At 63.0% G+C, this 25,923-nt stretch carries 22 protein-coding genes; 13 read left to right on the top strand and 9 right to left on the bottom strand.

Annotated features, from left to right (window positions below; translation table 11 throughout):
• The first annotated feature begins 776 nt into the window (after positions 1–776).
• Both ACFVUS_RS27165 and ACFVUS_RS27160 read left to right on the top strand, forming a co-directional pair.
• Positions 777–1,814 carry a hypothetical protein gene (locus tag ACFVUS_RS27165; protein WP_387772215.1) on the top strand — a complete coding sequence of 346 codons (1,038 nt, stop codon included), beginning with the start codon at positions 777–779 and terminating at the stop codon, positions 1,812–1,814.
• A gap of 132 nt (positions 1,815–1,946) precedes the next feature.
• Positions 1,947–3,779, top strand: a complete 1,833-nt coding sequence (locus ACFVUS_RS27160; RefSeq protein WP_387772212.1) for a type VII secretion target — start codon at positions 1,947–1,949, stop codon at positions 3,777–3,779.
• Between the two features lie 190 nt (positions 3,780–3,969).
• Here the strand turns inward: ACFVUS_RS27160 and ACFVUS_RS27155 are convergent, their stop codons facing one another.
• The 4 genes from ACFVUS_RS27155 to ACFVUS_RS27140 all read right to left on the bottom strand — a co-directional run bounded on the left by ACFVUS_RS27155 (position 3,970) and on the right by ACFVUS_RS27140 (position 8,121).
• Positions 3,970–6,039, bottom strand: a complete 2,070-nt coding sequence (locus tag ACFVUS_RS27155; RefSeq protein WP_387772209.1) for a hypothetical protein — start codon at positions 6,037–6,039, stop codon at positions 3,970–3,972.
• 79 nt (positions 6,040–6,118) lie between these two features.
• Positions 6,119–6,490, bottom strand: coding sequence for a type VII secretion target (locus ACFVUS_RS27150; RefSeq protein ID WP_387772206.1), 372 nt, complete (start codon positions 6,488–6,490; stop codon positions 6,119–6,121).
• 33 nt (positions 6,491–6,523) lie between these two features.
• Positions 6,524–6,913 carry a hypothetical protein gene (locus ACFVUS_RS27145; RefSeq protein ID WP_387772203.1) on the bottom strand — a complete coding sequence of 130 codons (390 nt, stop codon included), beginning with the start codon at positions 6,911–6,913 and terminating at the stop codon, positions 6,524–6,526.
• A 131-nt stretch (positions 6,914–7,044) separates the two neighbouring features.
• On the bottom strand, positions 7,045–8,121 hold the full coding sequence (locus ACFVUS_RS27140; protein ID WP_387772200.1) for a hypothetical protein: 1,077 nt from the start codon (positions 8,119–8,121) through the stop codon (positions 7,045–7,047).
• 186 nt (positions 8,122–8,307) lie between these two features.
• Between ACFVUS_RS27140 and ACFVUS_RS27135 the strand changes: the two genes are divergently transcribed.
• Positions 8,308–9,231 (top strand): C40 family peptidase, encoded by a 924-nt coding sequence (locus tag ACFVUS_RS27135; protein WP_387772197.1) that lies wholly within the window; start codon positions 8,308–8,310, stop codon positions 9,229–9,231.
• 18 nt (positions 9,232–9,249) lie between these two features.
• A complete protein-coding gene (locus ACFVUS_RS27130; protein WP_387772195.1) occupies positions 9,250–10,821 on the top strand; it encodes a hypothetical protein in 1,572 nt (523 codons plus the stop codon).
• On the opposite strand, the gene ACFVUS_RS27125 is transcribed toward ACFVUS_RS27130, so the two are convergent.
• Genes ACFVUS_RS27125 through ACFVUS_RS27110 form a run of 4 tightly spaced genes read right to left on the bottom strand, consistent with a single transcriptional unit; the run spans position 10,812 to position 13,525 of the window.
• A complete protein-coding gene (locus ACFVUS_RS27125; protein ID WP_387772192.1) occupies positions 10,812–12,128 on the bottom strand; it encodes an MFS transporter in 1,317 nt (438 codons plus the stop codon). The two genes, ACFVUS_RS27130 and ACFVUS_RS27125, sit on opposite strands and share 10 nt — an antisense overlap.
• Positions 12,129–12,169: 41 nt before the next feature.
• Positions 12,170–12,850, bottom strand: coding sequence for a hypothetical protein (locus tag ACFVUS_RS27120; protein ID WP_387772189.1), 681 nt, complete (start codon positions 12,848–12,850; stop codon positions 12,170–12,172).
• A gap of 9 nt (positions 12,851–12,859) precedes the next feature.
• Positions 12,860–13,240 carry a hypothetical protein gene (locus ACFVUS_RS27115; RefSeq protein WP_387772187.1) on the bottom strand — a complete coding sequence of 127 codons (381 nt, stop codon included), beginning with the start codon at positions 13,238–13,240 and terminating at the stop codon, positions 12,860–12,862.
• A gap of 33 nt (positions 13,241–13,273) precedes the next feature.
• Positions 13,274–13,525, bottom strand: a complete 252-nt coding sequence (locus ACFVUS_RS27110) for a hypothetical protein (protein ID WP_387772184.1) — start codon at positions 13,523–13,525, stop codon at positions 13,274–13,276.
• A 74-nt stretch (positions 13,526–13,599) separates the two neighbouring features.
• On the opposite strand from ACFVUS_RS27110, the gene ACFVUS_RS27105 reads away from it, so the two are divergent.
• Positions 13,600–14,148: a threonyl-tRNA synthetase editing domain-containing protein gene (locus ACFVUS_RS27105; RefSeq protein WP_387772182.1), complete on the top strand. Its 549-nt coding sequence runs from the start codon at positions 13,600–13,602 to the stop codon at positions 14,146–14,148.
• Positions 14,149–14,422: 274 nt separating this feature from the next.
• Here ACFVUS_RS27105 and ACFVUS_RS27100 read toward each other — a convergent pair whose 3' ends face one another.
• Positions 14,423–14,863, bottom strand: a complete 441-nt coding sequence (locus tag ACFVUS_RS27100) for a hypothetical protein (protein ID WP_387772179.1) — start codon at positions 14,861–14,863, stop codon at positions 14,423–14,425.
• A 230-nt stretch (positions 14,864–15,093) separates the two neighbouring features.
• Between ACFVUS_RS27100 and eccA the strand changes: the two genes are divergently transcribed.
• The 8 genes from eccA (at position 15,094) to ACFVUS_RS27060 (ending at position 25,798) form a co-directional block, all read left to right on the top strand.
• On the top strand, positions 15,094–16,791 hold the full coding sequence (eccA, locus tag ACFVUS_RS27095; RefSeq protein ID WP_387772176.1) for a type VII secretion AAA-ATPase EccA: 1,698 nt from the start codon (positions 15,094–15,096) through the stop codon (positions 16,789–16,791).
• A gap of 29 nt (positions 16,792–16,820) precedes the next feature.
• Complete coding sequence (gene eccB, locus ACFVUS_RS27090; protein WP_387772173.1) at positions 16,821–18,368, top strand: type VII secretion protein EccB; 1,548 nt, start codon at positions 16,821–16,823, stop codon at positions 18,366–18,368.
• Between the two features lies 1 nt (position 18,369).
• On the top strand, positions 18,370–22,374 hold the full coding sequence (eccCa, locus tag ACFVUS_RS27085) for a type VII secretion protein EccCa (protein ID WP_387772170.1): 4,005 nt from the start codon (positions 18,370–18,372) through the stop codon (positions 22,372–22,374).
• Positions 22,375–22,487: 113 nt separating this feature from the next.
• Positions 22,488–22,805: a hypothetical protein gene (locus tag ACFVUS_RS27080; RefSeq protein WP_387772167.1), complete on the top strand. Its 318-nt coding sequence runs from the start codon at positions 22,488–22,490 to the stop codon at positions 22,803–22,805.
• 27 nt (positions 22,806–22,832) lie between these two features.
• Positions 22,833–24,170 (top strand): PPE family protein, encoded by a 1,338-nt coding sequence (locus tag ACFVUS_RS27075; protein WP_387772164.1) that lies wholly within the window; start codon positions 22,833–22,835, stop codon positions 24,168–24,170.
• 38 nt (positions 24,171–24,208) lie between these two features.
• Positions 24,209–24,562 (top strand): hypothetical protein, encoded by a 354-nt coding sequence (locus tag ACFVUS_RS27070; RefSeq protein WP_387772161.1) that lies wholly within the window; start codon positions 24,209–24,211, stop codon positions 24,560–24,562.
• Between the two features lie 39 nt (positions 24,563–24,601).
• Positions 24,602–24,889, top strand: a complete 288-nt coding sequence (locus ACFVUS_RS27065) for a hypothetical protein (protein WP_387772158.1) — start codon at positions 24,602–24,604, stop codon at positions 24,887–24,889.
• 51 nt (positions 24,890–24,940) lie between these two features.
• Positions 24,941–25,798, top strand: coding sequence for an ESX secretion-associated protein EspG (locus ACFVUS_RS27060; RefSeq protein ID WP_387772155.1), 858 nt, complete (start codon positions 24,941–24,943; stop codon positions 25,796–25,798).
• Positions 25,799–25,923: the final 125 nt, after the last annotated feature.

The raw sequence follows: 25,923 nt of genomic DNA, 5'->3' as shown, positions 1-25,923 counted from the left end.
AGTCCGGCGGACCGGAATCGAACTGGGATCGAACCGGGTCGGGTGCTCCCACCGGGGGCAGCTCCACGTCCGACCGGTCCACCCGTTCACGTGCTCACTTGCTGGGTGGCATGTCGGCAACAGACCTTATTGGGCACGACCGGATAAACCCTTCGTCCGAGCAGGAAAAATCCCACGGTGCGGGAACACAAGGAAATCGGACGCTCGCCGTTGGCTGGATCGGCTCGGTCGCGGGCCCTCTCGATGATGGGCCGAGCGACGCAGCAGCGCAACAGGGTTCATCTCGACCGGCCACGGGGGATCCTGGCAGCGTGGCGGATTCACCCGGACCGGTGGGCGAGTCGGCGAACAACGCCACCCGCGGGATCGTTGACTCCCGGCATCCGGTACCGGACGCTGGGGCGCGGACCGTCGTGGAGACACAGGGAACATCGGATATCGGCGTGTTGTCCTTTGCGGACCAGGCCGTTGACGGTGCGCTCTCAGGTCCGGGCCCGCACACACCCGTATTCGGCGATCCCGCCGTGGTGGGCGGCACCATGCCAATGGCCACCACCGTACCCGGCGCTCGGATGGCGCCATCAATGGTGCACCAACCCGTTGCGACGCAATCGATATCGGCCCATCCGGGGGTGAGTGGCCGTCCTGGTTCGGTCTCGGCGCCGACTGGCGGTGGACCTCGTGTCACCGTTTCGGCACTCATGCCGCCCGGGAACACCACCGTATCCGCGCCCGGTACGGATCACTCCTCGCGCTCGCGCGTCGGGGGTGCCGGTGTGCAAGATGCCACCGCGACCGAGCAAGATCCCGGAGTGTTCCAGGCAGCGGTCGGGGCGGCGATGACCGCCGCTGCCGCCCCCACGTTCGTACTGGGCGACCGTGTCGACGGTGACTCCATCCTGGCGCGCACGCTGCTGAGCAGCATCCTCGCGGTGGTCGACTCCTCTGCTCTCGCGCCCGCCTGGTCGGTGGCGGTGGTACGACATCACAGTGGTGTCAGTGCCTTCGTGACCTCGAACGAGGGCCGCGGCTGGATACCGGCGGGTTTGTACCTGCCGCGAGCGCTTTCCACACCCTGGGTGTGGAAAGCTATCCGCGACGACGCGTGGGAGGGAGTGGCCGACCCGGCTCGCGTGCTGGTCGAGTTCGGCCGTGCCTGGGGACGGACTTCGGGAGGTGAGCTCTCCGCGGTGGCCTCGTCGGCGCCAATCGATTCGATTCTTCGCGGCGGGCTACCCGCGGTCCGCTTCGATGGCGAGGTGGTCGCCGCAACGGAGCTGAATCTCAGTGTGCCGGCACCGGATCGGTTGGATCGCCTTGGGATGACCGCGTCGGCGCGGCTACTCGACCGGGTCGCGGGGGTACCAGATCCCGCGCTCGCGCTGCGGTGCGTCGACCTCGCCCGCGATGCCCACATCCGAATCAGCAAGGCAATACCGGATCCCGCGTACTCGATGGGTACACCCGAACTGCGCCAGCGCGTCCTCACCGCCCTACGGCGGCGCACTCCGCCCGCGGAGCACTGGTGGGAGGAGCTTCGAGACGCCGACGATCTGCTTGCCGCGAGCATGGTGTCTCGCCGACTCGATACCAGCCGAGTACCACTGGGAGAGTTGAGGTTCGCACAGGATGGGGAGCTCGCGGCGCTGCGCGCCATGCAGCTGCACCACCGCTGCGACGAGCTGGTGCTGCTGCTGGCCCGCACCCCGGATCGGCAGTGCCTGCGGGACGCGGTGTACGTCCACGCGCAGATCACCGAACATCCGCTGGTCATCCGGCCGATGAACATACCGATCTCGCGGGCAGGCCCCTGATCGTGGGGCCGATCCTGACGCTTCGAAGCGCATGATTGCATGCCTGACGATCGGATTCCACACCGATCCCAACCGAAAGGCTTGGCGCCGAACCGTTCCGCGTCAACTTCGCCAGAGGTTCAGAGCGTTCCCGTGGGTGAGAAGGCTCGACAATTGTCAAATCGCTTAGGGCGGAAGGGAGTTCGATTCAACGTGGCCGAGAAATTGCATATCGACCCTGCGGTACTCCGTCGACTGGCGGTCCAGCATCGGCAGGTCGGCGATGACACCAAGGAATGGGCCAAGCCGCCGGAGGATTGGCTCAAAGCCTTCCCCGACACCTACGGATCCATCGCCAGCCCCGTTTACGGAGCGTTGGAGAACTATTACCAAGCCAGGCAGCAGGCCGGCATCGCCCTCGCGGAACAGCACTATCGAACCGCGGACAATCTCGATGCCGCCGCAGACGAATACGAGCGCGCCGACCGCGACAGCATGGTCGCGATAGGACGCGCCGGTGGCGATACAGGCGGTACCGGGATGTCGGCCCTCGGACTTCCGGTCGACACACGCCCGATCGCGGGTACTCCAGACTCTGTTGCGCCAGTACCTTCCCGGGGGGATTCCGCTTCGGGAACGACCGTTGGCGTCGGCAGCGTCCCGACCGGCTCCGCAACACCGGTTGTGCCCGCCACAACGGCGCTGGACCAGCCGACGTCGAGCTCCGTGTCCGGGCGTGACGTCCCGGTCGGCGCCGCTGACATGGCACGGTCCGCGCCGATCCTGGCCACGCAGGGCGACTCGACACATAACAGCACGCCTGCGGGCGGAACAAGTGCGTTCGCCGACAACGTGCCACCGCTCCTGCCAACTCCTTTCGCGGCGGCCGTCGCCGCCGCGACGAACCGGGAGTCCGGTCCGGGACATGTGGTGAACGAGGCTGTCAACGAGGATCTGGTGATCGCTCGCACCCTGCTCGCGGCGGTGCTCGGGGCGATGGACGAGCCGATCATAGGCTTGACCTGGGCGGTCTCTGTGATGCGCGGGCCCTCCGGAATCGGACTGTTCCTCACCAGCAATGAGGGGCGCGGCTGGCTCCCCGCCGGTCTCTATCTGCCGCGAGAGGTGTCCACTCCGTGGCTGTGGGACGAGATGCTCGAGTCCGGGCGTACCGACCCGTGGGAAGGCGTCGCCGATCCCGCACGCGTCCTCGCCGAGTTCGCGCTGGCCTGGGGGCCCGGGACCGAGTCGACACTGACCGCGCTGGTGTCCTCTGGCGCGATCGATTCGAGTTTGCGCACGCAACTGCCCGATACGGCGGTCGAGGGAATGGTGCCCCCGGCCTACGATGTCGATCTGCGAATCGCCTCCGCGGGGACCGCCGACAGGCTCGCGCTCGCCGCCTCCCTCTCCACGTTGGAAAGTTCTGGCGCGATAGCGGATTCGGCTATCCTCGGGCACCGCGTCCAGTTGGCCGAACAGGCGCATAGTGAAGTAGGCCGCGCTATCTCGAGCCCTGTCGAGGCGGCTGGGGTCCGCGCTCTCCGCGGTCGAATTCTCACTCTGGTGCACGCTGGGCAGCAGGTGCCCGCACAGCTATGGCAGGAACTGCGTGACGCCGACGATCTGCTGGCGGCCGGAATGCTCTCCCGGCGGGTCGACGCGGGCCGAGTCGACTTGGGGCAACTGCGAGTCGAGGATCAGTCGGAAGCGTTGCGCGCCATGGTATTCGAGCGCCGATGCACCGAGCTGACTCTGCTGCTCGCGGACCAGCCCACCCGTCAGAGCCTGCGAGATGCTTTGTACGCCCACGAGCAGATCGTCCGGCATCCGCTGTTTACGGCACTGCCACTTTCGCTGGAAACCACTGCAGCAGAAGAGAGTTCGACCACCACGGCCCCTACCGGGGTGGCACCGCCGGCGATAGTGGCGGGTCCGCCCAGCGGGGTTACAGTGACATCGTTTGACGATCGGGTGAGCGGATGATGGGAACGATGTGGCTGTCGGAAGCGGTAGACGGTCCCGAGCCCGTTGGTGCGCAATCGGCGAAACCCGCACTTTTCGGTGCCGACACCAACTCGGCGAATCCGGGTGATTCGGTGCGTGACTGCCGCGCTGCTACTTGATGTCAGCCGCGCGCGGCGACCAAACAGGTTGCCGCGCGGCAGGCTCACAGTCAGATTTCCGTTGCAGGAGTGGTGGTTACCGTCGCTGGGGGCACCGTGGGGACGCTTTCAGCAGTCCCTGGCTGCTGCGTATTCGCGTGCGAATCGGTGGTTTTCGGCGCGGTGGCAGCCTGCCCAGAGGTAATCATGTCGACGCCGCTCGGATGGAAGTAGTCGATTTTCGGGAAGGCGGCTATCAAGTCGGGCGGTAGATTCTCTGGATGGGCTGGATCGAATCGGATAGGCCGGCCGTCGAGGATAATGTATGGATCGTTGTCCTTCATGACCACCAGAGCGCTGTGATCTGCCCACTGCACCACATCCCCGGTGCGAAGTTCCTTCGGTGGCGCATTGCCTTCCCCGGGAGGGAGTTGCTGCCATGGCGTACTCGGCGTGGACTGGCCCGGGGTGCCCTCATAGGCGGCGCGCGCATCGCTGCCCTCCGGGTGACGCATTTGCCACTCCACCGCATTGGATACCACCGGCGATACTTTCAGGGTTCCATCGAGACCGGGAATCGTGATGGACTTCAGGCCGTTTGCCAGTTGCGGGCTTGTCGGGCTGCCAGTCGTGGTCGCCGCCGCAGGAGTCTGTGCGTTGGAAACTGGTGTGACGGTGTTCGGTTCGCGGCGCGGGCTCGATCGGCGCTCGCCGATCTGGTCTCCACCATCGACCCGATTCCGGTTCCCAAGGTTCCCCATTGCCTGCTGCATGGCCATCTGCGTCATCGGGTCGTAGCCGTTGCCATTGGCCGGGGTGTTGTTCATGCCCTGGGGTGGCGGAATGGCTCCGTCGGAGCCGGGCTTCGCCGCGTTATTGTCGGCGGTAGTCGTACCCCCCATGTTTCCGTCTCCCAAGCTGCCCCCAAGTGCCTGGTTGATCAGATCCTCATAGTTGGTCTGCACGCCGGTTGTGGTTCCTGTGGTTCCGCTGTTGCCGGTTGTGGTTCCTGTGGTTCCGCTGTTGCCGGTTGTGGTTCCTGTGGTTCCGCTGTTGCCGGTTGTGGTTCCGCCGTTGCCGGGCGGCTTCGCCTCATGCAGCAATTTCGTTGTTGCTTCGTCGTACAGCGCGGCCCACTGTTTGACGATCTCTGTCATTGGCTTGTAGTAGACCTCTAGTTCCACCTGTGGGACCAGGTGAAAACCATCCTCCTTCTTCTCGAAAATTGTCTCTCTCTTTATATGCGTTGGCCCCTCCTCGGTTATTGTTGACCTTACCCATTCACCGTCGCCATCGGGCACCAGACCGCCATTCGGTTTGATGTGAGGGTTATCCTTGTTCTCTGTGACTTTTACCCATTTATCCAAACCTTCTCGCATTAGTCCATCGGTTAGTTTGGTACTGAGAACTTCTTGAAGTTTGCGCGATAGGTCTATCAGTTTGATGAATAGAGTGCTATGTATTATTGCAGAGTTGGACGTGGCGTTTCCCATATCTGAATGTGTGCTGAGATAGGAATTCTTCTTTTCACGCGAATATTTCTCAAACTCATCAATCTTACCTAAAAATATCGAGTCGCCGTTCGTGGTTGTAGCCCATAGGTCTGGGGCAAACTTGGGCGGTACTTCGTTTGGTTTGCAGGTCCCTAGTGTATTGAGATCGAACAGCATGGTGTTCGAGACATCGTCGACCATGGCTTTCATCTCGGCGCTACATCCAGCCGGTGGAATTAAACCGGTAAATCCAAATTCGGGATGCGTGAATTTCCTCAGGTCTGGATCCGGTCCAGTTTGCCTGGCTAGCTCCGGTGAAGTGGAGGTCTCCTGCTCCTTCTTTGCGCGATAGTATCGATCCATATCATGATGTTCGATAGCATATAAGAGATCCTTGAATTGTGGGTCTTCGATTCTGTGGGAACGAGCATCTTTGCCTAGGGTGCTCAGGTAGGTTTCATACCAAAAGTTGGTATCAAGCCTGTTCCAGGCCTCCACGAACTCCGCTGAAGTGAGACAGAGTAGGCTGTTCAATGAAGCCCGAGCCTCGTCGGCCGTGAAATGGGCGCCGAAGATCCCGCGCTCCCGCATTCTTTTCAAACTATTTACTACTGAGTCGACCCTCGCGTTGTTGACCGGCTGAGTCATCAGCCACTCCTGTCTATGTGGAGGTTTCGGATTTTGTCGCGAATTCCGACAATTTGGCTGATCGGTATGGGCAAATAAACTATGCCAAGGGGTTAGTGGTGGTAGTAGTCGGCGTCGATGAACGGTCGGGATCGACGCCATTGTTTCTAATGTTCGTGATCTGCCGACCGCCGAGGTCGTCTGTTTCTTCGAACTCTTTCGCCATCCTGGTTAATTGTTCGGCTGCGTGCTCGTTTTTCTGGGCGTCACGTTCGATTTGTTCACGGCGTTCGGTGTAGTACTCGGTCTGTGTCCTATGCATCGGGTGGTAGAACGTGCCAAAGGCCGCAGCACAGTCGTCGAGGTACGCTTGCGGAATCTTACCCCATTCCCTTAGTTGAGCCGCGATCTGCCTGTATTGTTCAGCGGACCTGCGTAGTTCGTCTGGCTCGATATTGAGGTATTCGGCCATGTCGGCTGTGTCCTTCCACTTGCTGATTTCGAATTAATCTTCGGCCCTCCCGAAATTGGGGGTACGGAATTCAGGGCCGCTTTCGGTCCGCCATTGCCGCATTGCCTCCCTGAGTGGTCTGGGTAGGCGACTGGTTTCGTTCATCGCAAGGTCATATTGGCGCTTCACATCGGCGGCACTTTCCGCGATGGCGACCATTATCTCGGTGATCAGTTCCTGATTGCCGAAGCGGCCGCAGGTTCCGGGTGCAAGGTACAGGGTCCGCAGTCGGCTCATCACGTCAACTTCAGGAATGACCAGACCGGACGGGGAGGGTCGACGGGCGACGATTCCCTCGGCGCGCTCGAGCGTTTCGTCCATGCGCTGGCGTAACTCCCGCTTCATGGCGAACCCCGCTTGCACGTCGGGATGTAGTTCACTCATTGGATCCTCACTCGTAGGTGGCCTGCTCTTCAGGATGCGACACCAGGACCAGTGGGACTTCCCCTGAGTGGGAAGAGCTTTCATTGGAATCAAACATGGGATAGCTTGCCGTGCAAGCTATCCCATCGCCGTCATATATCCGCAGAACCTGTAGATGGCTGTGGCGGCGGTGGTGGTGGGGGAGGCGCGGGAGGTGTGTGGGCGGGGGTGCTGGTGTCCGGGCCGGGCGTCGGAGTGTCGCCTGGACCGGCGGGAACCCCACCGGGCCCGGGCTGAGGAGCCGGAGTGCCGGGAGTGGGACTGCTGTGACCTTGAGTGCCGGGGTGAGAACCGTCCGGATGCTCTGGATCATCGTTCCGATCGCGCTTGCCGTTGAGGTTTTCGATGGCTTTCTGCACGAGAGGCGCGACGGTGGGTGCCAGCGCGACCAGCGCCATCGGAATCATCATGGCAATCGAACCCAGGCCGCCATCGCCGCCACCTGAACCACCTGACGCTGGTACGCCAGGTCCGGGGTTGGCGTTACCAGGGCCAGGGTTACCGGGGTCGCCACCTTCCGAGCCGCCGCCCGACATTCGCAAATTGTCCTCGGCGACCTTGGTGACAAGCTTGTACACCGCCTCGATCGTCTTGGCGATCGTGTCCATGAGGGCCGTTTCCTCAGCGGGTTTCAACTTGGCCGATGTCTGTCTGCCCAGGGCAGCCGTCAGATCGGCGACCTTGTTTTTGATTGTGGCCAGCACGCGGTCCTTGTCGGCCGACATCACATTCGCGACCTGGAGCACCTTGTCGTCCATGGTCAGCAGGGACGCCTGGCGGGCCTCCACTGCGGCGAGTGTCTTCTGGTACAGCTCGGTGGTCTCGCCCTGTCCGAGGTTGGTGTACACGACAGTGGTCAGCAGGTCGTCGACCTGAGGCGGTGGAAACGTCGTTCCACGCCCGAGCAGATCGATCGCGGTCTGCAATGCGGCCTCGGCCATGGCAATGAAGCTCTTGAGCGCTGTCGACGCACCCGAGGGGACCGGAAGCGGAGGGAGCGCCCAATAGTGTTGCCCTTTCGCTCCGCTCGGTTTGCTGCGGCCAGGGGGGAGAAAGGAAGTATCATCGGTATCTGTCGAGGCTGTTCCATCGGAACTCACCGCGGACGAGAATGCGGTGTCTGACGCGTTCGTCGTATCCACCATGTCCGTCGTCATCTGCGCCGTCACCCACCTTCTCGTTGATCTGACCAATTGTCGGGTGTTCCCCGGGGCGGGAAGGCGCGGCCGGGGCGTTGAGGCATAGTCGATACACGGCCGTGGCCGGCTTCGGCGCCCCTTGCCCGAAATCGACTGGGCGGCACGATGATTGGAAAATGTCGGACGCTCGGTGAGGCGCGAAGGCGGGTGACGCGAATGGTGACGGTTCTGGCCGACGACCTGAGCGGTGTGCTGAAATCATTGCTCAATCTATATGGGGCGGGTGCGCCGGACCCCATGCATGGCTCGAGAATTGTTGCGCTGGAACAAGATACAAGTCATGGTGCAGGTTTGGGTACGTCCGCGTACATGGACGCACGCGGCAATCATATGTCGATCGCGGCGGCGCACGAGGGCAAGGACATCGTGGTGCGACAGGTGGTCGCGGTGTCCGGCGACACAACCTCCGATGGTCGGCATCGGTTGAGTCATCAGATCTCCGACCTGCAGTCGCGTATCCAAGCGATCGCGGGAATCCGCGACACTCGATTCAGCGGTCCGGCCCTGCTGGACGCGGTGCGTACTACAATCGCGACAGCCACCCAGCAGGTCGACCGGGACACCACCGCCGCGCGCAAGCTTGCTGAGCGGATCATGCCGCCGGCCATGCCGAAATCCATAGCGAACCGGTCGAATTCGACCAAAAGGCGTCGACCACGACTGCGTACCCGCCGACGCTCCCGAGTGCCCTCGAACGGTACTGCGGGCAGCAACGCTGTTCGGGCGGCCAGTGATTGGCTCGGTACCCGCTATGTGTGGGGCGGCGGCGGCGCGGGCGGTCCCAGTGGTGGCGGCTTCGACTGCTCGGGTCTGACCCAATACGCCATCGCCCAGGCCTCCCAGGGCCAGGTGATTTTGCCGCGCACCACCTATGAGCAAATCCACAGCGGGGTTCGGATCCCGGTACAGGACGCCCGGCCGGGCGATCTGGTGTTCCCCGCCGGCTCGTTCAGCGCGCGCGGTCCGGAACATGTCCAGCTTGCCGCTGGAAACGGCATGGTCATCGAGGCCCCCTACTCGGGCTCGACCGTCAAATGGTCGCGCATGTCGAGTGAGGCCGTCGTCGTACGCGTGCTCTGATCCGCGCGACACACGGATATGCCCATCGAACTGCCCCACGAGGTGGCGCTGTTCCTCAATTTCGCGGGGGTGAATTACCCCGATATCAACGAGGACGAGGTCCGCGAATTGGCCACGCACGTGCGGAATTTCGCCGCCAGCGTGCGGGGCACGCAGGACGCCGCGAACGGCACGATCAAGGACATGAACGAGGTCTGGTCCGGCTACTCCTATGAGCAGCTGCTCGTGGCTTGGTCCCGCATAAGCGTCACCCACGTGGCCGAGCTCGACGGCGCCTGCAAGGGCGTCGCGACCGCGCTGGACGTCGCCGCCGAGGTTATCTCTGTGACCAAGGCGGTGGTGCTGGCCGAATTGGTTGCCCTGGCCTATACGTATCTCGCTGCCCTGGCGGGAGCGTTTGCAACCGGTGGACTCGCCGCGGTCGTCAGCCAAGCGCTACCTATGATTGCCCGCGAACTGCTCACCACCATGGAGGAGGCGCTCATCGCGTACCTTCTTTCCGAAGTAGTCGGTAAGGCGATCGAACCACTGGAGCACGCCATCGAACGCATGGTTGGTGGCGCGCTGCACTCGATGGTCGTCGGTGTCCTCCATATTCCGCCGCCGAGCGGCTCGGCAACCCAATCGCTACAGATCGAACCGGACGAGGTCCAGCGCCTCGCGGATCTACTGGACGACTACGCGGACCAAATGCATTGGCACGCAGCCGATTTCGCGAGCAAGATGGGGCAACTGGACTTCACCACGGCCAGGGGCCGGGAACGCCCAGACACCGCCACCGACTCTTCGCGGACTCCGATGGTCCCGCCCGAAAGGCCCACGGGCCCAACGGCTCCGCCGCGTGCCGCCGCACCCGCGATATCGGCGGGAAGCGGGCCGGGGCTCGCTCAACCGGCGCCTTCGACGTCGAGGTCGATCGCTTCCTCGGATCCGTCGACTGGTGTTTCATCCGTTGCCTCCGCTACGAGTACCAGAGCGTCTGATACGAACTCGTCGCCATGGCAGTTCAACGGGGCCCACCCGGAAGAATCCGCCAAACCGGCTCAGGCTTCCACTGGGGGACCTACCGGTCCCGTCGCATTACAGGGTCCGCCACACTTTGTAACAGCACCATTCGATCCGGGGCAGAGTTCCCGGCCGACCATCGTCGCCCTGGCTGCTCCCGATCCTGTCTCGCCGATCGGCGAAGACATCGAATCGGTTGCGCGACAACCAAATCCGCAGGTCATGGCAGGCCCCGCGAGCGGCGGTACCGGCGCGAGTCTGTGGCATGGCGTCCCAGGGCGAGGCAGGCGACGAAAGCGTGTGGCCTCAGCCGGCGAGCGCGACCGGCGGCCTGCCTCAGCTTCGAGCGCGGAGCCACCGGAATCACCGGCCGTTCCGACGCCCTGGTCGTCACTCGGTCACGAACCCGAGATCGTGGCAAAGGTTTTCACTCCGGACACCCCACTACCTACCTCATGGGTCGGGGCGCGGCGACGCGTGCGTGAGGGCCGAACCAGCAGTCCCGGAGAACCTCCTCGCAACAGGGTCGGTCCGGAGAACGCGACGACCGAGGAGCGAAACGAAGCCAGACGTGGTCAGGACTGACTCCGGCCGGTGGCGTTATCCATCCCCCCACTATTACGAGAAACTCTCACGATCCAGGTTGCCGGAGGCACGGGAGATCGCGACCGCACGGCCGCCGGTGGCTGAGGCTCGGGAAGCCGTCGCGCCCGTCGCGCCAGCAACATCATGACCACAATCAACACCCACCCAACGGTAGCGGTGCCCAGCGTCGAGATGAGCCATCCGGAGGCGAGCGCCCCCAACGCGGTGCCGCCATGGGCAATGAGTTTGTGTGCTCCCAAGATTCGGCCGATGATCGCGTCCGGGAAGGCACGCACCCGGTACAGGGTAAGCGGGATACCGCCGATCGCCGCGAGAAAGCCGACACCCATCCAGCACACGGTGAGTATCACCGTGTTGGAGGTCAGGACCATCAGAATGAACAGCAGGGCCCAGCCCCACAGCATGACCAGGAGAGCGATTCGCACAGGGATGCGGGTACTGAGCGCTGCCGCCGGAATCGCGCTGAGCACACCACCCAAACCCGAGGCGCCGAGTACCAGCCCGACCGCCCACGCCGAGTGCCCGCTCGCTCTGATCTCCAGGGTGAGCAGTAGAATAAAGGTCTGGATGATCGCGTTCGTCGCACCTATCAGGAGCGTTGTCTCTCTGGCAAATTGATCGGACCACAGACTCCGAATACCGATCCGGGCTTGCTGCCAATCCCAGATGCTCTCCGACTCGATGCTCTCTGCCTTCGGTGCCCGTTGGCCCTGGGAACGAATTCTGGACAGGGTCCACAGGCAGTAGAGATACGACGCGGCATTGGTGAGAAAGGGCAAGCCACGCGCCAGACCGAGGGTCGCCGCACCGAGAATCCGGCCCATCATGTTGGCAATCGGTTGCTGCACCTCCAAGAATGAGAATGCCGCGGCCCGGTCGCTCTCGGTGACGACGTCACGAACGAGCACCAGTTCCGAGGTTTGGAAGAATACGTAGGCTGACCCTTCCGCGAACGCGGCCACAGCGAGAAACACCGTCAGTCCAGGCGGCCGGACCGTTATCACCAGCAGCGCGATGAGGGTCGCGGTCAAACCGACTCGCTGGCACAACATCAGAGTCTGTCGACGATCCCAAAGGTCCGCCGCCACGCCCGCTGGTATTTCGAAGATCAAGCCCGGCAGGGCGATAGCGAACGCCACGATACTCGCCGAGATCGGCGAATCGGTGAGGATGAGCGTCAACAATGGATAGGCGATGCGTACACCCTGCAGGCCGATATGGGAAACGGCGTTGCCGGTCCACAGCAGCACGAAGTCCCGGTTTCTCAGGACGGTTGATCCAAACATCGGAATCACTTCCGTAGGAATCGAATCGATTCGCCCGGCACTCAAACAATCTTGCTGATCAGCGCGGCGAGCACACGCGCCACGCCTCGCCAGGAACGCGTCAGCATGACCGCGGCCGACGCGAGAGAGATGCCGAGCGAGATGAAAGCCCATGGGGTCAAGTCGGAAGCCGCTATCGTCGACTCCCGGCCCGGCCAGGGATAGCTGTTGGTTCCTCGCAGTGCACCGATCGCCAAGCCGAGCTGAGCGGTCAAATCACTGCTCATTCCCACTGCCGCGCGCACCTGCGGAATGCTGTTGTCGAGGTTGTGCACATCAACGAGCAGCAGTATAGCTACCGCCGAAGCTGTTGCTGCGGTGACGATCTCGGCCACCGTATCGCGTTGTCGAATGACCCGGAACGCGGCGATGACCGTAACGAGAATCGCCGCGGTCGCCAGCACCGCACAGGTGCTGTCGAGCTCAGGGGTCGCCGGCGGAGATTGTGACCAGAGGTTCAGGTGCCGGGTCGACCGCCTGAACCGCCCGAAGGCGTTGACGGTGGCGCTGCCGTCCCATCCGTGCGCCCTGAGCCAGGGTTGAAACATCATGAACAGCACTACCGTATTCCCCAGCGCGACGACGATGTACGGCCAGCTCTCGGTGAGCGGGCGGATGACAGTAGAACGCGGGGCACGCTCGTTGGGCGCGCCGGCGGGCGTCGACGGTGTCGATTGCACCATCGAAACAACCTAAGGCGTGTGAAGCGCTGGGTACTGCCACCACTGGGGAGTGACCGACTCGGATACGTTCGTCCGTCCGGGGCTCTCGTCCACGAGCTGGCAGTAGCTCATCTGAAACGGACGCAGTAGAGCTCGCATGAATTCCGGGCCGTTGGCGCAGGTTACCAGCGGCTCTGTCGCTGGTGTCTCGATGCCGTGGCGGTACCAGTGCAGAGCCAGCGGACAGTTGCTGTCGCTGAACAGTGTGAGCTCGACCGAATCCTTTGTGGTGAGCCGAAATTCGGCGACCCGATACCATTCCCGCAGGTCCAGTTCATAGATCGAAACCACCGTCGGGGTGTAATGCGTGTTGTTCATGGGATGGCTCGACTCCTCGCTCTTGTCGAGCATTGGATCCCAGCCCGGTCTCCCTTGTCGGAATCCTCATTCCCCGGCGTGGGAATGTCGTGGATCGCACCATCCCGTTTCCGGCTCGAACCGCAGGTGATGGGTTGTCGCGCGGTCGGAATGGCGCGAATTGACCCGGAGGTGGCGGCTTCTGGTACCTGAAGGCCGGTCGCGGTGGTCATAGAGTTCGATGCACACTTCGCTGATCGGATGCTGGGTAGTGCCATACCCGGTCAGCGAGGTGATCCAGATCACTTGGTTCGGAGATTCGATGATGTTGACCAGCACGAACCGAATTCGGTGGCACGTCCTACCGGTCGATCGCCGCCCAGGTTCGTTGTCCGCGGGAGAGGGCATACGCCATGCTGATTCAGAGTAGCCGTTGCCGCACTTTCGAATATGCGGTGACTGAACCGTCGGCCTGTGCGGTCGGTGTGGCCGAGAGCGAGCTCGGGAAGCCGCATCGATTCACCGAGTGCCTGGTGGTATCCATCGCGCTCGAACACGGAGACCTGGTGCTCGGCGCGGCGGCGGCGAAGATCATCCGCAGACTCGGCGCTCGCACCAAGGCGACGTCGGTTGTCATCGACGGCTACCTCCGGCTACCAACGCATCGCGAGCGCAGCTCCCCGCGTATCGATCTGCTTACCGATCTGGCAGATTCGCTCGATCTACTCGCCGAGGTCACCGAACGCCTGACGCACAGTGGGGAGAATGTCCATATGCTCCCCTTCGGCTGGCATTCAAAGGCGCAGGCCGAAGTGACCGAGGGGCCGCACGCACAACACAGCCTCCGCCTGCATGCCGGCGATCTTGGCGCCGGAGGCGGAGTGGTCGCAGCGCTGGATGTGCCCGCAATGCAACGGTTTCGGCTCGAGAAGGCGCCGACCTTCAGTCCGACTTGCGCCTGAGGGGCGGTGAGCCGAACGGCCGGTGGTGTCCCACGCCACCGGCCGTCTGTGGTCATGGCTGTCAGATGAGGGGATCGACGAGCCATATCCTGGGGCGGCTGGCATACCGGATCGCGGGGGATACAGCCGCCGGACTGTCACCACTTGATGAGGAAGTAGTGGCTCCAATCCATTGTGCCACTATTTAACGGCACAATGTATGTTGACATATAAATCGCCACCTGACGATCAGGGATTCCCTCCGCTGGGAAGCCGTCCGTGCGTGGGATCAGGATCAGACGCACGGACGGACGGTCAGCTCGCGCAGCACTCTCGATTTTCGGGTGAACTCAAACCGCAGGTCCTTACTGCCGCGCTGCACCAGGAATGTCACGGTGCCCTCCGGTGGGACGTGAGGATCGATGTGAATCAAATCTCGACCAAACGTGAAATCGCGCTCCAGATCCGATTGATAGAGCCGGACCCCGGCCCGTGGAGTCAACGTCAGTGCTGGTGGCTCGGCTCGGTTGGTGAGCGAATCGCGAAGCGAGATAATCGAGAACGCGCCGCCTACTGGGTAGCCCTGCAACTCCCGCACGCCCGGTATCGCGCAGGCGATCTCGCTGAGTTCTACGCCACACGCGGAGGCGATCGATTCCGGCGTCATATCCCCAGGAATAGCGGCGATCGCCACCGCGACCGAATGAAAGTGGTCGATATGCGCTGGTATGGCCATTGTTCCGCCATTTCGGAATCAGAGAGTGGGCAATGACCCATGATGCCTCCCCACAATCGCACCCAACCCCAGCTGGCAGCCCGAGCGTATTCCCAGTGATGGGAAAGGCGCCGTCGACGGCACCTCTACCCTTCGTGCAGACGAGATCGGTGGAAGGGAAGTCCGAGTTGTCAGCGGCCGAGGACGCGTTCTATACAGGGGTTCAAAGTCTCGGATTGGTTTCCGGGGGAGTGCGCAACGATCAACATGCCCTGGCGGCATTCCGCGCGGCCACCGGCCTGGATCCGGATATGTGCGACGCCTGGCTCGGGTTGGCCATGGCGGGGGAAGTCACCGCGGAGGTCGTCTATGGGGCCTACCGCTCGGTACACAATCTCTATCGAGATCAACAGCGAGCCGGTATGCCGGACAGGTCGCTATGGTGCCAAGTCGAGATCGGTATGTACGGGTTGCGGGTGGCGATGTCCGACCGCGATCAGATCGCGCTCGCGCAGGCGTGCAAATACGCCGAGGGTTGTGAATGGGACGAAGCGGCAGCCATTCTCGATCAGCTGCCTGGTGACGATGTCGCCGACTTCGTGCGACTCTCACTGTACTTCCGCACCCGCCGCTGGCCTGATGTCATCGAACTCCGAGCGAGTAAGCCGGTCATCCAGGACAGCCTGCTCGATATCGCCGCCGAACTGATGGCCGCGCAATCACTTGCGCATCTGGGTCGCTTCGGGGAGGCGATGCCCAGGGCGCACCGCATCGTCGAGGACAGCTCCTCCGGTAGCCTGTCCTACATCTGGGCCGATGCGCACTTCTTGCTCGGAATGGTGTTGCGGCACAACAATGATCACGACGGCGCCGACCGAGTTCTCAAGGGACTCCAAGGATCCGCCCTGTGGCAGCACCACCCGGACTGGCAGAGTGCGGTCGCGGACAAGAACTACCGCTTCGAAATTACCACCGCAGAGGTCATCTCGACTCGCACAGACCAATGGGATCCGCGCTCGGGCGACGATCCGGCGGAGGTGGCGGCCTCGGCCGCGCGCGACGAACGCGAATCACTACTCACCGAAGCCTCGGACCTGCTGCGGGCGCAGATCGGAATGGACTCGGTCAAAGAACAGGTGGATCGGCTCAAGTCCGGGGTGCTGATGGACCAGATCCGTGCAAAGCGCGGTTTGGCAGTGGACTCCCGATCCCACCACCTGATCTTCTCCGGGCCGCCCGGCACCGGGAAGACCACCATTGCCCGAGTTATCGCCAAGATCTTCGCCGGCCTCGGTGTGGTGGAGAACGCCGACGTCGTCGAAGTCTCCCGCAACGATATGGTCGGCACTCACCTCGGGCACACCGCGCCCAAGACGAATGCTCTGATCGACTCGGCGCTCGGCGGGGTGCTGTTCATCGATGAGGCGTACACCCTGATCCAGGAAGGGCTTTCCGGCGGCGACGCTTTCGGTAAGGAGGCGGTCGACACGCTGCTGGCCCGGATGGAGAACGACCGCGACAAACTCGTGGTGATCATCGCTGGCTATGAAGACCAGATCGACAGATTCCTGGCCTCCAACGACGGCCTCGCCTCGCGCTTCACCAAACGCATCCGTTTCGCCAGCTATGACGCGAACGAACTGGTGCGCATCGCCGAACATATTGCCCAGCACAAGGATTCGATACTCTCCGATGATGCCCGTCGTGCGCTGCATGATCGCTGTGAACGGCTATCCGGGCAGGCCCGCAATGGCCGCCGCCTGATCGATCTGGCTGGAAACGGCCGCTTCGTTCGCAATGTCGTCGAGGCGGCCGAGGCTGAACGCGACTACCGCTTCACTCGGGAGCGCGTCAATGTGTCGACGATGACCGACGTGGAACTCATGACAATCTCCGAAGCGGATATCACCGCGGCCCTGGAGGGTTTGGCGCCGGCCGCCACCCGTTGACCGGGCGCGAGGGAAGGAAACATAGGACGGTGGCCCGCTTCCGGGTGGTAACCAAACACCAGATATCCGGCTGGCGCTTCCTGTTCCGGCGTATCGAACATGCGCTGGTCCGGCGGGATGCCTCGATGATCGACGACCCGCAGCGCGGCCGCTCCACCGCGCTGTCGATCGGCATCGCCATGGCTTGCGTGATCATTGCCGGATCGGCAGTGCTGGCCTTCTTGAAACCCGCCAAACCGATCGGCGACGCACGCATCGTCGCCGAGAAGGGCACGGGCGCACTGTATGTGCGTGTAGGTGGGCGACTACACCCAGCGTTGAACCTGACCTCGGCACGACTGGTCATCGGCGCGCCGGAGAACCCGGTGCAGGTGTCGAAGGAAGAACTGGCGAAATACCCGCGAGGCCCGATCGTGGGCATCGCGGGCGCACCCGGCGCCATCTCCGACGGCAACGACCGAGACTCTTCATGGGCGGTGTGCGACAGCACAGCCACGGGCGCGTCCGGTCCGATCGATCCGGCCACCGGCTTGCCCACCACCAGCCGCTCGCCGGTCCGCACCGTCGCTATCGGAAGTCGATTGACCGTCGACGGCGAGGCCATCCGTCCACTCGGCGACACCCAGGCCCGCCTGCTGCGCGAGGGTGGGATCACCTGGCTGGTGTACCGCGACCATGATCGCGGAATCGTGCGGGCCGCAATCGGTCTCGGTGACTCCGCCGTGACCCTCGCGCTGGGCATCGATGCCACCGCACCGGTGCTGCCGGCTTCTCCGGGCCTACTCCGTGCCATTCCCCAGGTGCCACCCTTGCGGGTGCCCGCAGTACCAGGATCCGGGCAGAGCAGCATCCTGGCGTCAGGGCTCTCTGCGGTCGTAGGTTCGGTGCTCTCGGTGACCACCGTGGACCACGGCATCGCCTACTACCTCGTTTCGCAGCAGGGGGTGGTGCAGATCAGCCCGGTGCTGGCGGCTATGGTCCGCAATACTGATTCTCATGGCGCGGTTGCCACGATCGCGGTCGGCCCGGACGTCATCGCCGCCAACCTGCGTCCCGGCGGCTGGCCTGGCACCACGAGCTATCCCGCGACCACTCTGCGGATCGCCGATCCCGAACGCGAGGGCACCACCTGTTATCACTGGTCGCGTGGCGCCGCCGATCCGAACGCGACCACCGAACTGCTGGTCGGGCGACAACTACCGCTCGCGCCCGACGAGCTCAGCCGTACAGTCCCGCTCGTCACCGCGAACGGTTCGCGCGGTGCCACCGCAGATGCCGCCTATCTGCCCCGCGATACCGGAAGCTTCGTGCGCGTCACCGGAATGGACTCGGCCTCACCATTGCGCGAGGGCTTGTTCTGGATCTCCGACAGCGGGGTGCGGTACGGCATCGACGCCCGTGTCGGTGCGACGGGCGACCCCACCCTCACTGCGTTGGCCCTGCGCAATCCTGTTCCCGCCCCATGGAATGTCGTCTCGCTCTTCGCCGTTGGACCAGCCCTATCGCAACGCGATGCCCGCATCCAGCACGACGGCATCGCCGCCGATCGCGCGGCGGCACCCCTGCCCGGAGGATAACGTGACCACCACGCGCCGATTCGTCCGCCCCGCCCGCATGGTGCGTGGCCCCAAAGCCCCTGCGGTGGCGGAACTACGTCTGCAACCCCCAACCGAACTACCCAAACCGGTTCCGCCGTCCCGGCTCAAGATGATCATGCCCGTGGTGATGATGGCAGGCATGGCCGGGATGATGGTCATGATGTTCCGCGGCGGTGGGGCGATGAACCCGACGTCGCTGTTCTTCCCCCTCATGATGGTGGTGTCGATGTTCGGCACCCTTGGCGGCGGCCTCAGCGGCAATGGCGCCGGCGGTGCGGCTTCCCTCAACGAGGAGCGCAAAGACTATCTGCGCAGCATCGCCGAACACCGTAAATCCGTGCGCGTCAGCGAGACCGAGCTTCAGACCTATCTCGCGCACACCCATCCGGGCCCCGATAGCATCGCCCGCCTGGTTGGCAGTCCGCGGATGTGGGAGGTGCAGGTGGCCAGTCCGCAGTTCCTGCGGATTCGCGTCGGCCGTGGGCGGATAGCCAACCAGGTTCGGGTCATCGTGCCCGAGGCCGCGCCGCTGGCGGACCTGGACCCGGTCGGTGTTGTAGAGGTGACGAGGTTCGCCAAGGCTTACTCCACTGTCGGCGGCATGCCCGTGGCCATCAACTTGCTGTCCGCCCCCGAGATCGGCCTGGACGGGGATCTCGCCGTCGTAGCGGCGCTGGTCCGCGCGGTGCTCGCGGAAGTCGTTGTGCTGCATGGACCGGATCAGGTCGGAATCGCCGCGGTTCTGCCGGATCCTGACGCCCCCGAGTGGGCGTGGCTCAAATGGCTGCCGCATACCCAGCACCCCAGCGATACGGACGCAATCGGTTCGAGTCGGATGGTGTATCGCAGCGTCGGCGAACTTCGAGCCAAAGTGCTGGCGGGACTCAACCGTGGACCATTCTCGGCCAACAGCCAGCCGTCCCTGGAGCGTAAGCATTTCCTACTGATCGTAGGGGTCGGCGGCGCGGCGAACGAACGCGATATCTCCGGTGTCGACGGCTGTACCTGGCTGCGGCTCGGCGTCGCCGAGCAACCACTACCACGTGCTCTACGGTTCGCCGTGGACGAGGACCGCTCACTGCATGAAGTATCGGCCCGCGGTAAGCGCCGGGTGGGGTGGGCCGATGCCATGTCCATCAGTGCGAGCACCGCCCTGGCTCGCAGTCTCGCCCCCTACCGACTATCCACCGTGGTGGAAGCCGTCGCTGCCGAACAGGCTGGCGGCACCTCGTGGGAAGAGATGGTCGGGGTCACCGATCCTGGCGATATCCAAATCGAACGATATTGGCGCGTACGGCGGGACATCGACCGGTCGCGGTTGAATGTCCCGTTCGGGTACGACCCGGTGGGCGGCCTGGTTCACCTCGATATCAAGGAAAGCGCCGAAGAGGGTATGGGCCCGCACGGCATGTGTATCGGCGCGACAGGCTCGGGAAAATCGGAATTCCTTCGCACGCTTGTCCTTTCGGCCGTCGCCACACATTCACCCGACCTATTGAATCTGCTGCTGGTCGACTTCAAGGGCGGCGCGACCTTTCTCGGCTTCGACCGACTCTCCCATGTGACCGCGGTGGTTACCAACATGGAGGAGGAAGCCGATCTCGTGACCCGTATGGAGGACGTGATCAACGGCGAAATGACACGGCGGCAACGCATTTTGCGTGACGCGGGCAACTTCGCCAGCGTCGCGGACTACGAGCGGGCGCGCGAGCAGGGCGCGCAGTTCGACCCGATGCCGACCCTGCTGATCATTCTCGACGAGTTCGCCGAACTACTCGAACAGCATCCCTCCTTCGCCAAGCTCTTCGTCGCCATCGGCCGCCTCGGGCGTTCGCTGCGTATCCACCTGTTGCTGGCGTCCCAGAAGGTGCCCTCGAGTCGAATGGGTGAACTCGAGGCTCATCTTTCATATCGAATCGCCTTGCGCACCAACCAGACCAGCGATTCACGCGATGCCATCGGCACCGCGGATGCCTACCATCTACCCAAGAAACCCGGCGCGGGATACCTGCGTGTGGGCGCCGGCGATCTGCAGCGTTTCCAGGCGGCCTACGTCGGCTCGTCCTACACCCCACCAATGCAGACCGTCGCCGCCAGCACCCACCGTGCGCGCCGGGCCAGTGGCGGCTATCGGATGCCGCAGCGTTTCACCGCCGCCGCCATCGCCGAAACCCGTTCCACCATCCCCGAACCCTCGCTCGCCCCGGACCCTGAGGTCATCGAGATCGAGCCGGTAACAGTGATGGAGACCGTACTCCAGCAGCTTGCCGGACGTGGGCGACCGGCGCACCGTATGTGGCTACCGCCGCTGAACACCGCGCCCACTCTTGATCGGCTCGTGCAGCATGCGACACCGGGCAGCCTGCAGCTGGCTTGGGCGATCGTCGACCAGCCCCGTTCGCAGCGCCAGGACGTGTGGACGGTCGACCTGTCCGGTGCGGGCGGCCATGTCGCGATTGTCGGCGGACCACAGTCGGGCAAATCGACCGCCGTGCAATCTCTGATCCTGTCCGCCGCGCTGACACATTCGCCCGAACAGGTGCAGTTCTATTGCCTTGACTTCTCCGGTGGCCTGACCGGTCTCCGCGCACTGCCACACGTGGGCTCGATCGCCTCGATTCGGGATGTGGACCGCGTCCGCCGTACCTTCGCTCTGCTGACGAATCTGATTGCCCAGAGGCAGAATCTGTTCGGCGAACTGGGGATCGACTCGATGCGCGAGTTCCGCCGTCGCCGCGCCTCCACGCCGGAATCAGCTCAGCTCGACGCCTATGGCGATGAGCACGGCGACGTTTTTCTCGTCATCGACGGCTGGGATATCGGTTTCTCACACAGCGGCCCGTACTTCGACGAATACCAGCCGGTCGTGGAATCTCTTGCGCTGCAAGGTCTCAACTATGGCATTCACCTGGTCGTCACAAGCTCCCGCTGGGCGGCCATCCGGCCTTCGGTCAAGGATATGCTGCAGACCCGTTTGGAGATGCGCCTCGGTGATCTCACCGACACCGTATTCACCGCCCACCGGCACACTGTTGCCGCCATTCCCGCGAACAGACCCGGACGCTGCGTGTCCACCGACGCGCTGCATATGCTCACCGCGCTACCGCGCATCGACGGTCTATCGGAGGTGGAATCCGCGAGTGGGGGGCTGGCTGCGGCGATCGACGCGCTCACCCGCCAGTACCCCGGTCGCCGGGCGCCGGAGGTGAAACTGCTGCCTGCCCACATCACCCTCGCCGAGGTAACCGCGGGACTACCCGCACCCGCCACGCCGGCCCAACGCCTCGTAGTCCCCTTCGGCCTGCGCGAATCCGACCTCACCCCTGCCACTGTCGACTTCGGCGTCTCAACCCACCTGGTGATACTCGGCTCGTCCGGATGCGGAAAGTCGACGGTAGTCGGAGCGCTCCTGGAATCCATCCACCGGCAATTCACCCCCGAACAGGCGCGCGTCCTGCTGATCGACTATCGGAGGCAGCACATGGACGCCATCCCGGAAGAGCATTCGATCGGATACTTGACGAGCGAACGCGATCTGATCGACGGGCTCGGCGGCTTCGCCGCTCGCATGCGCGAACGTCGCGCACCTGACGGGGTGACCTCACAACAATTGAAGGACCGTTCCTGGTGGAGTGGGCCGGAAATCTTCGTTGTCATCGACGACTACCATATGGTCGCCCAGCGTGGTCAGATGAACCCACTCGATCCGTTGAAGGATCTCATTGTCGACGGACGCGATACCGGCCTGCATCTCATCGCGGCCCGCAATATCGCACAAGCCGATTCTGCCATGTACGACAACATTCTCGGGCAGATGAAGAATCTGAACTGCTCGGGCTTCATCATGGATGGCTCGAGATTGGACGGCATGCTGATCGGCGATGTGAAAGCCGTCAAGCAGCCTCTGGGCCGCGGCATATTCGTTGAACCCCTGCACGCCCGCCGCGACCTCGTGCAGGCGGCGATAACGAATGCGCGTGAGTGACCAGCGCTGCTGCGGACCACGAAGTTCACGTCATATTCCCAGGCTTGGGAATGCCATAACGTTCCTTATGTAACTCTCCATTCGAATCCTCGAATATCTGCAAGGAGACGACCGTGTCTTTTCATATGATTCCCGAGGAGCTTGCAGCCATCGGCGGGCAACTCCAAGCGATACAGGTGGGCCTCTCCTCTGTTGTCGCCTCGGCGGAGGCGCTCGCGGCACCCGTTCCAGCCGGAGCTGATTCGGTAGGACTTACGGTAGCCATGCACATCTGCGGCCATAGCTTCCGCTTCTGTGCGGACACCATCGCGGGCGGCGCCGAGCTTCTGCCCGGCGCGGAAAAGCTCGCGGAGGTGAGTGCCGCTACCGCGCTGTGCGATGCCGACGGCAGTGCCTTGATCTCCGCGACCAGCTCCGGCCCGACCTGGTGAACTACGGCACCAGGTCGGAGTGACGCCATGTTTCCCTTGCTACTCGACTTCGCGGCGCTACCGCCGGAAGTGAATTCTGCCCGCCTCTGTAGCGGCCCAGGCCCAGCGCCGCTACAGGCGACCGCGGCCGCGTATATGGCTATGGCAAATGGCCTGAACGCCGCCGCGGCGGGTTCCGATGGCAGCATGAGCCAGATGGCGGGTGCTTGGGGAGGCCCTTCGGCTGATCGTGCCCAGGAAGCCTTCCGCACCCATGCGGACTGGTTGCGAACGCAGGCTGCGGCGGCCGCAGCCACCGCTACCGTCGCGAATCAGATCGCTGCCGCCAACGCGGCGGCGTTGGCCACCATGCCGAAGCTTCCGGAAATACTCGCGGTTCAGGCAGCCCATGCGACAGCCATAGCCACCAACGTGATGGCGCAGAATACTCCCACCATCTTTGCACTTGAAGCGACCTACCTGTCGCTGGCGGCGATAGCGACGACAACCATGTTCGTGTACGCCGCGACAGCCACCGGTCTACTGAGCCAGCTGCCTCCTCCGGCGGCCGCGCCGCCGATTGTGAGCGGCGGTCTCGGGCAACCTCCGGATGTGACCGCACTCGTTCCGGCCGATGGCCTCGGTGCAGGTGATCCAAGGATCAATCTATCTGGCAGCACTGGCAGCGGGACGGGATACGGCCCAGTCGGCTCTGCGCCTGCGCCTGCACCTGGAGGAACGGCCGCCTCGGGAACCGGTGGTCAACCAGGCAATACCGGCCAGCCGGGCGGCGCGGGCGGCCAACCCAAGCCGCCCGCCATTGAACAGCCTGTACCCGACATTCCGGCCATGTCGGCTGACAGTAACGAAGGAATTACGCAGCTCCCAACTTCGGAAGGCGGATTGCTGGGAACATCGCCGAGTTCTCCGACTCTGGCAGGACTCAACGGCGGTGTGGGCAGTCTGGTCACGCTCGGCATGATGACCGGTGGTCTCGGCGCCATGCCGAGCGGCGCGGCCCGATTCCGCATGCCGTCCAGTTGGTCAGCTATGCCTCCTAAGACATTCGGGATGAGTGCGGGAGCTTCTGCCACACAACCGGTCGCCCAGCGCACTTCATCCAGAGGCGTCAGTGCGCCACAGGCTCGGCAGCGTCGACGTGAAAAAGATGAACGCCGACCCGAAAAGGTATTCGTACCTGGTGCGCCGTCAGATGTCCCAGTTCTTGAAGTGCCACATGCGTTGGTCGCCAACGGGTACATCAACAGCGAGAGCGAGCAGGACTCCGCTTCCGAACAGATTCTTGGGTACCAGAACCCGGACGCAGGTCCCGGTACGAACTCCCCCGAGCTCCTCGAATCAAACACTCCGATACGTCCTCGGTAAGTTGCCTGGGTCGAACTAGATATCGATAGGATACGCAAATGCCAATGAATCAAACAGAAATAGATCAGGCGAAATATCAAGCAGCAGGTAAATCTGCATTCGAATGTCACCTTGAATTGGAGAATCGGCTCACCGCTCTTTCTAATGTTCAAAATGAGTTGAACCAGGCCATGCAGGGCCTAGGAGGTAGAGCTCTCTATTCCGTCCTCGGCACGGCCTTCGAGTCGGGAAGAAAATTGTCCGCGACTCTTTCTGAAATTGTCACTCAAATGCAGGTTGTCGGAGTGAAGATTGACGCGGCCGACTCCGACAGTGTAAGCCGAATTTACGCGGCATCCGCTGCGAGTGGGGGAAGTTCCTGGGCCCCCAGTGATAAATTCCGAGATTTTTAATATATTCATAATTCGTTTTGGTTCGGAAGGTAGATAAAGATGCGTATTGCTCATGACCGCGATTTGATCGATGTTCACACGACAGAGCTTGGAGGAATCATCGCATCGATGAGTGGCACCGGTTCACGTGCCGCCTCGGTGAGAAAACAGCTGCTTGAGAGCGGGTTCGCGGGAGATAGTGCCGAGGGCTGGAAGGTAGCGATGGAAAAACTGGACCGGAATCTGGATGAATATCTCACAACGATGAGTGCAACCCAGAAAGCGGCTAATGAGGCTGCGCAACTCATGCACGTAGTCGATCGAAATGGCGGGAACTCCTTTCTCTGATTCCGCTGGCTTCCATCCTGGTTAATTCTCATTTCCGATTAGAATGCTGAGATGCGCGCCACTTCCAGTTTCGGTGCAGAATTGAATAACGATCCTGTAGCTATCGACTTGAATATCGATGCCGCTCTACTGCTGAAGGCCATAGTCGGTATCGACGCATTTCCGGCAGTGCTGGTAGTACTACCGAATATCGAGAGCATCCAGGATCGGGACCGGGTCAACGCTGTCGTCGCCGCACAGCTCGCCGAGGCGGGCATTCTCGGCGACGATGGCGTCCACCCGGTGATCGTGCGCTGGCTGCGCTGTCTGGAGCGGCCGGATGTGGAACTGGCTGCCCGCATCATCGACAGGGACGAGACCGGCGAGGTCAAAGGAATGCTGCGGCTTTCACTTGTGCGAAGCGTGGACACTCACGTGCTCGCGGTGCGCTGTGACGACCATCTTGTCATCCAATCGGTGTTCACCGAGGGGGAGCGGCTGGAGGCGGTGGCGGCGGCGCTGCTCGCCGCGATCGGCCCGGCGTTCGCACCGGATTTCAGCCCACTGACCGCCACCCAGGAGGAGTTCGCCGCTGTTCCCTCCGACGCGGAGTCCCGGCTCTCGGCCCTGGTGCAACTGGGTGCGGAACCCCGGACCGCCGCCGTACTCACCCGGGCACTGGACGAGGTGGTTCGGCGTGCCGAGGTAGTGATGATCGAACACCATGACGGCATAGTCGCCACCCCCGAATTGTGTATGACCGTGCTGGACACCCACTCCGGCCGGATCGCGGTCGTGCCGAGTCGGGATTTGAGCGCTCAGTTGCGCTCTACTTACCGCCCGGGGGACGACGCGAATCTGCGTGCCGGCGTCCGGGCACTAGCCGAGCTGCTACCCGGCGGCAGTTGGTTCCGAACCAGTCGAACGTGATTGTCCCTCTGGGATTTTCGAGAGGATGAGGGAAATGAGCACTGCACCGGGCGGCAGCGGTGATACCACCAGATCGGTGCGCGCTCGAGGCGGCTACGACGCCTACTTCGCGTCATCGGAGCAGA

Source organism: Nocardia sp. NPDC058058, from assembly GCF_042885355.1.
In the GTDB taxonomy this organism is placed as follows: Bacteria; Actinomycetota; Actinomycetes; order Mycobacteriales; family Mycobacteriaceae; genus Nocardia.
Note: the sequence above shows the minus strand (reverse complement) of the source record. Positions and strands in the feature narration are given on the sequence as shown.

What these genes read in the sequence shown, in the direction of transcription:
- ACFVUS_RS27155 (WP_387772209.1), bottom strand. Translation starts at nt 6,039, where the DNA reads ATGACTCAGCCGGTCAACAACGCGAGGGTCGACTCAGTAGTAAATAGT.
- ACFVUS_RS27150 (WP_387772206.1), bottom strand. Translation starts at nt 6,490, where the DNA reads ATGGCCGAATACCTCAATATCGAGCCAGACGAACTACGCAGGTCCGCT.
- ACFVUS_RS27145 (WP_387772203.1), bottom strand. Translation starts at nt 6,913, where the DNA reads ATGAGTGAACTACATCCCGACGTGCAAGCGGGGTTCGCCATGAAGCGG.
- ACFVUS_RS27135 (WP_387772197.1), top strand. Translation starts at nt 8,308, where the DNA reads ATGGTGACGGTTCTGGCCGACGACCTGAGCGGTGTGCTGAAATCATTG.
- ACFVUS_RS27130 (WP_387772195.1), top strand. Translation starts at nt 9,250, where the DNA reads ATGCCCATCGAACTGCCCCACGAGGTGGCGCTGTTCCTCAATTTCGCG.
- ACFVUS_RS27125 (WP_387772192.1), bottom strand. Translation starts at nt 12,128, where the DNA reads ATGTTTGGATCAACCGTCCTGAGAAACCGGGACTTCGTGCTGCTGTGG.
- ACFVUS_RS27120 (WP_387772189.1), bottom strand. Translation starts at nt 12,850, where the DNA reads ATGGTGCAATCGACACCGTCGACGCCCGCCGGCGCGCCCAACGAGCGT.
- ACFVUS_RS27115 (WP_387772187.1), bottom strand. Translation starts at nt 13,240, where the DNA reads ATGCTCGACAAGAGCGAGGAGTCGAGCCATCCCATGAACAACACGCAT.
- ACFVUS_RS27105 (WP_387772182.1), top strand. Translation starts at nt 13,600, where the DNA reads ATGCTGATTCAGAGTAGCCGTTGCCGCACTTTCGAATATGCGGTGACT.
- ACFVUS_RS27100 (WP_387772179.1), bottom strand. Translation starts at nt 14,863, where the DNA reads ATGGCCATACCAGCGCATATCGACCACTTTCATTCGGTCGCGGTGGCG.
- ACFVUS_RS27075 (WP_387772164.1), top strand. Translation starts at nt 22,833, where the DNA reads ATGTTTCCCTTGCTACTCGACTTCGCGGCGCTACCGCCGGAAGTGAAT.
- ACFVUS_RS27070 (WP_387772161.1), top strand. Translation starts at nt 24,209, where the DNA reads ATGCCAATGAATCAAACAGAAATAGATCAGGCGAAATATCAAGCAGCA.
- ACFVUS_RS27065 (WP_387772158.1), top strand. Translation starts at nt 24,602, where the DNA reads ATGCGTATTGCTCATGACCGCGATTTGATCGATGTTCACACGACAGAG.
- ACFVUS_RS27060 (WP_387772155.1), top strand. Translation starts at nt 24,941, where the DNA reads ATGCGCGCCACTTCCAGTTTCGGTGCAGAATTGAATAACGATCCTGTA.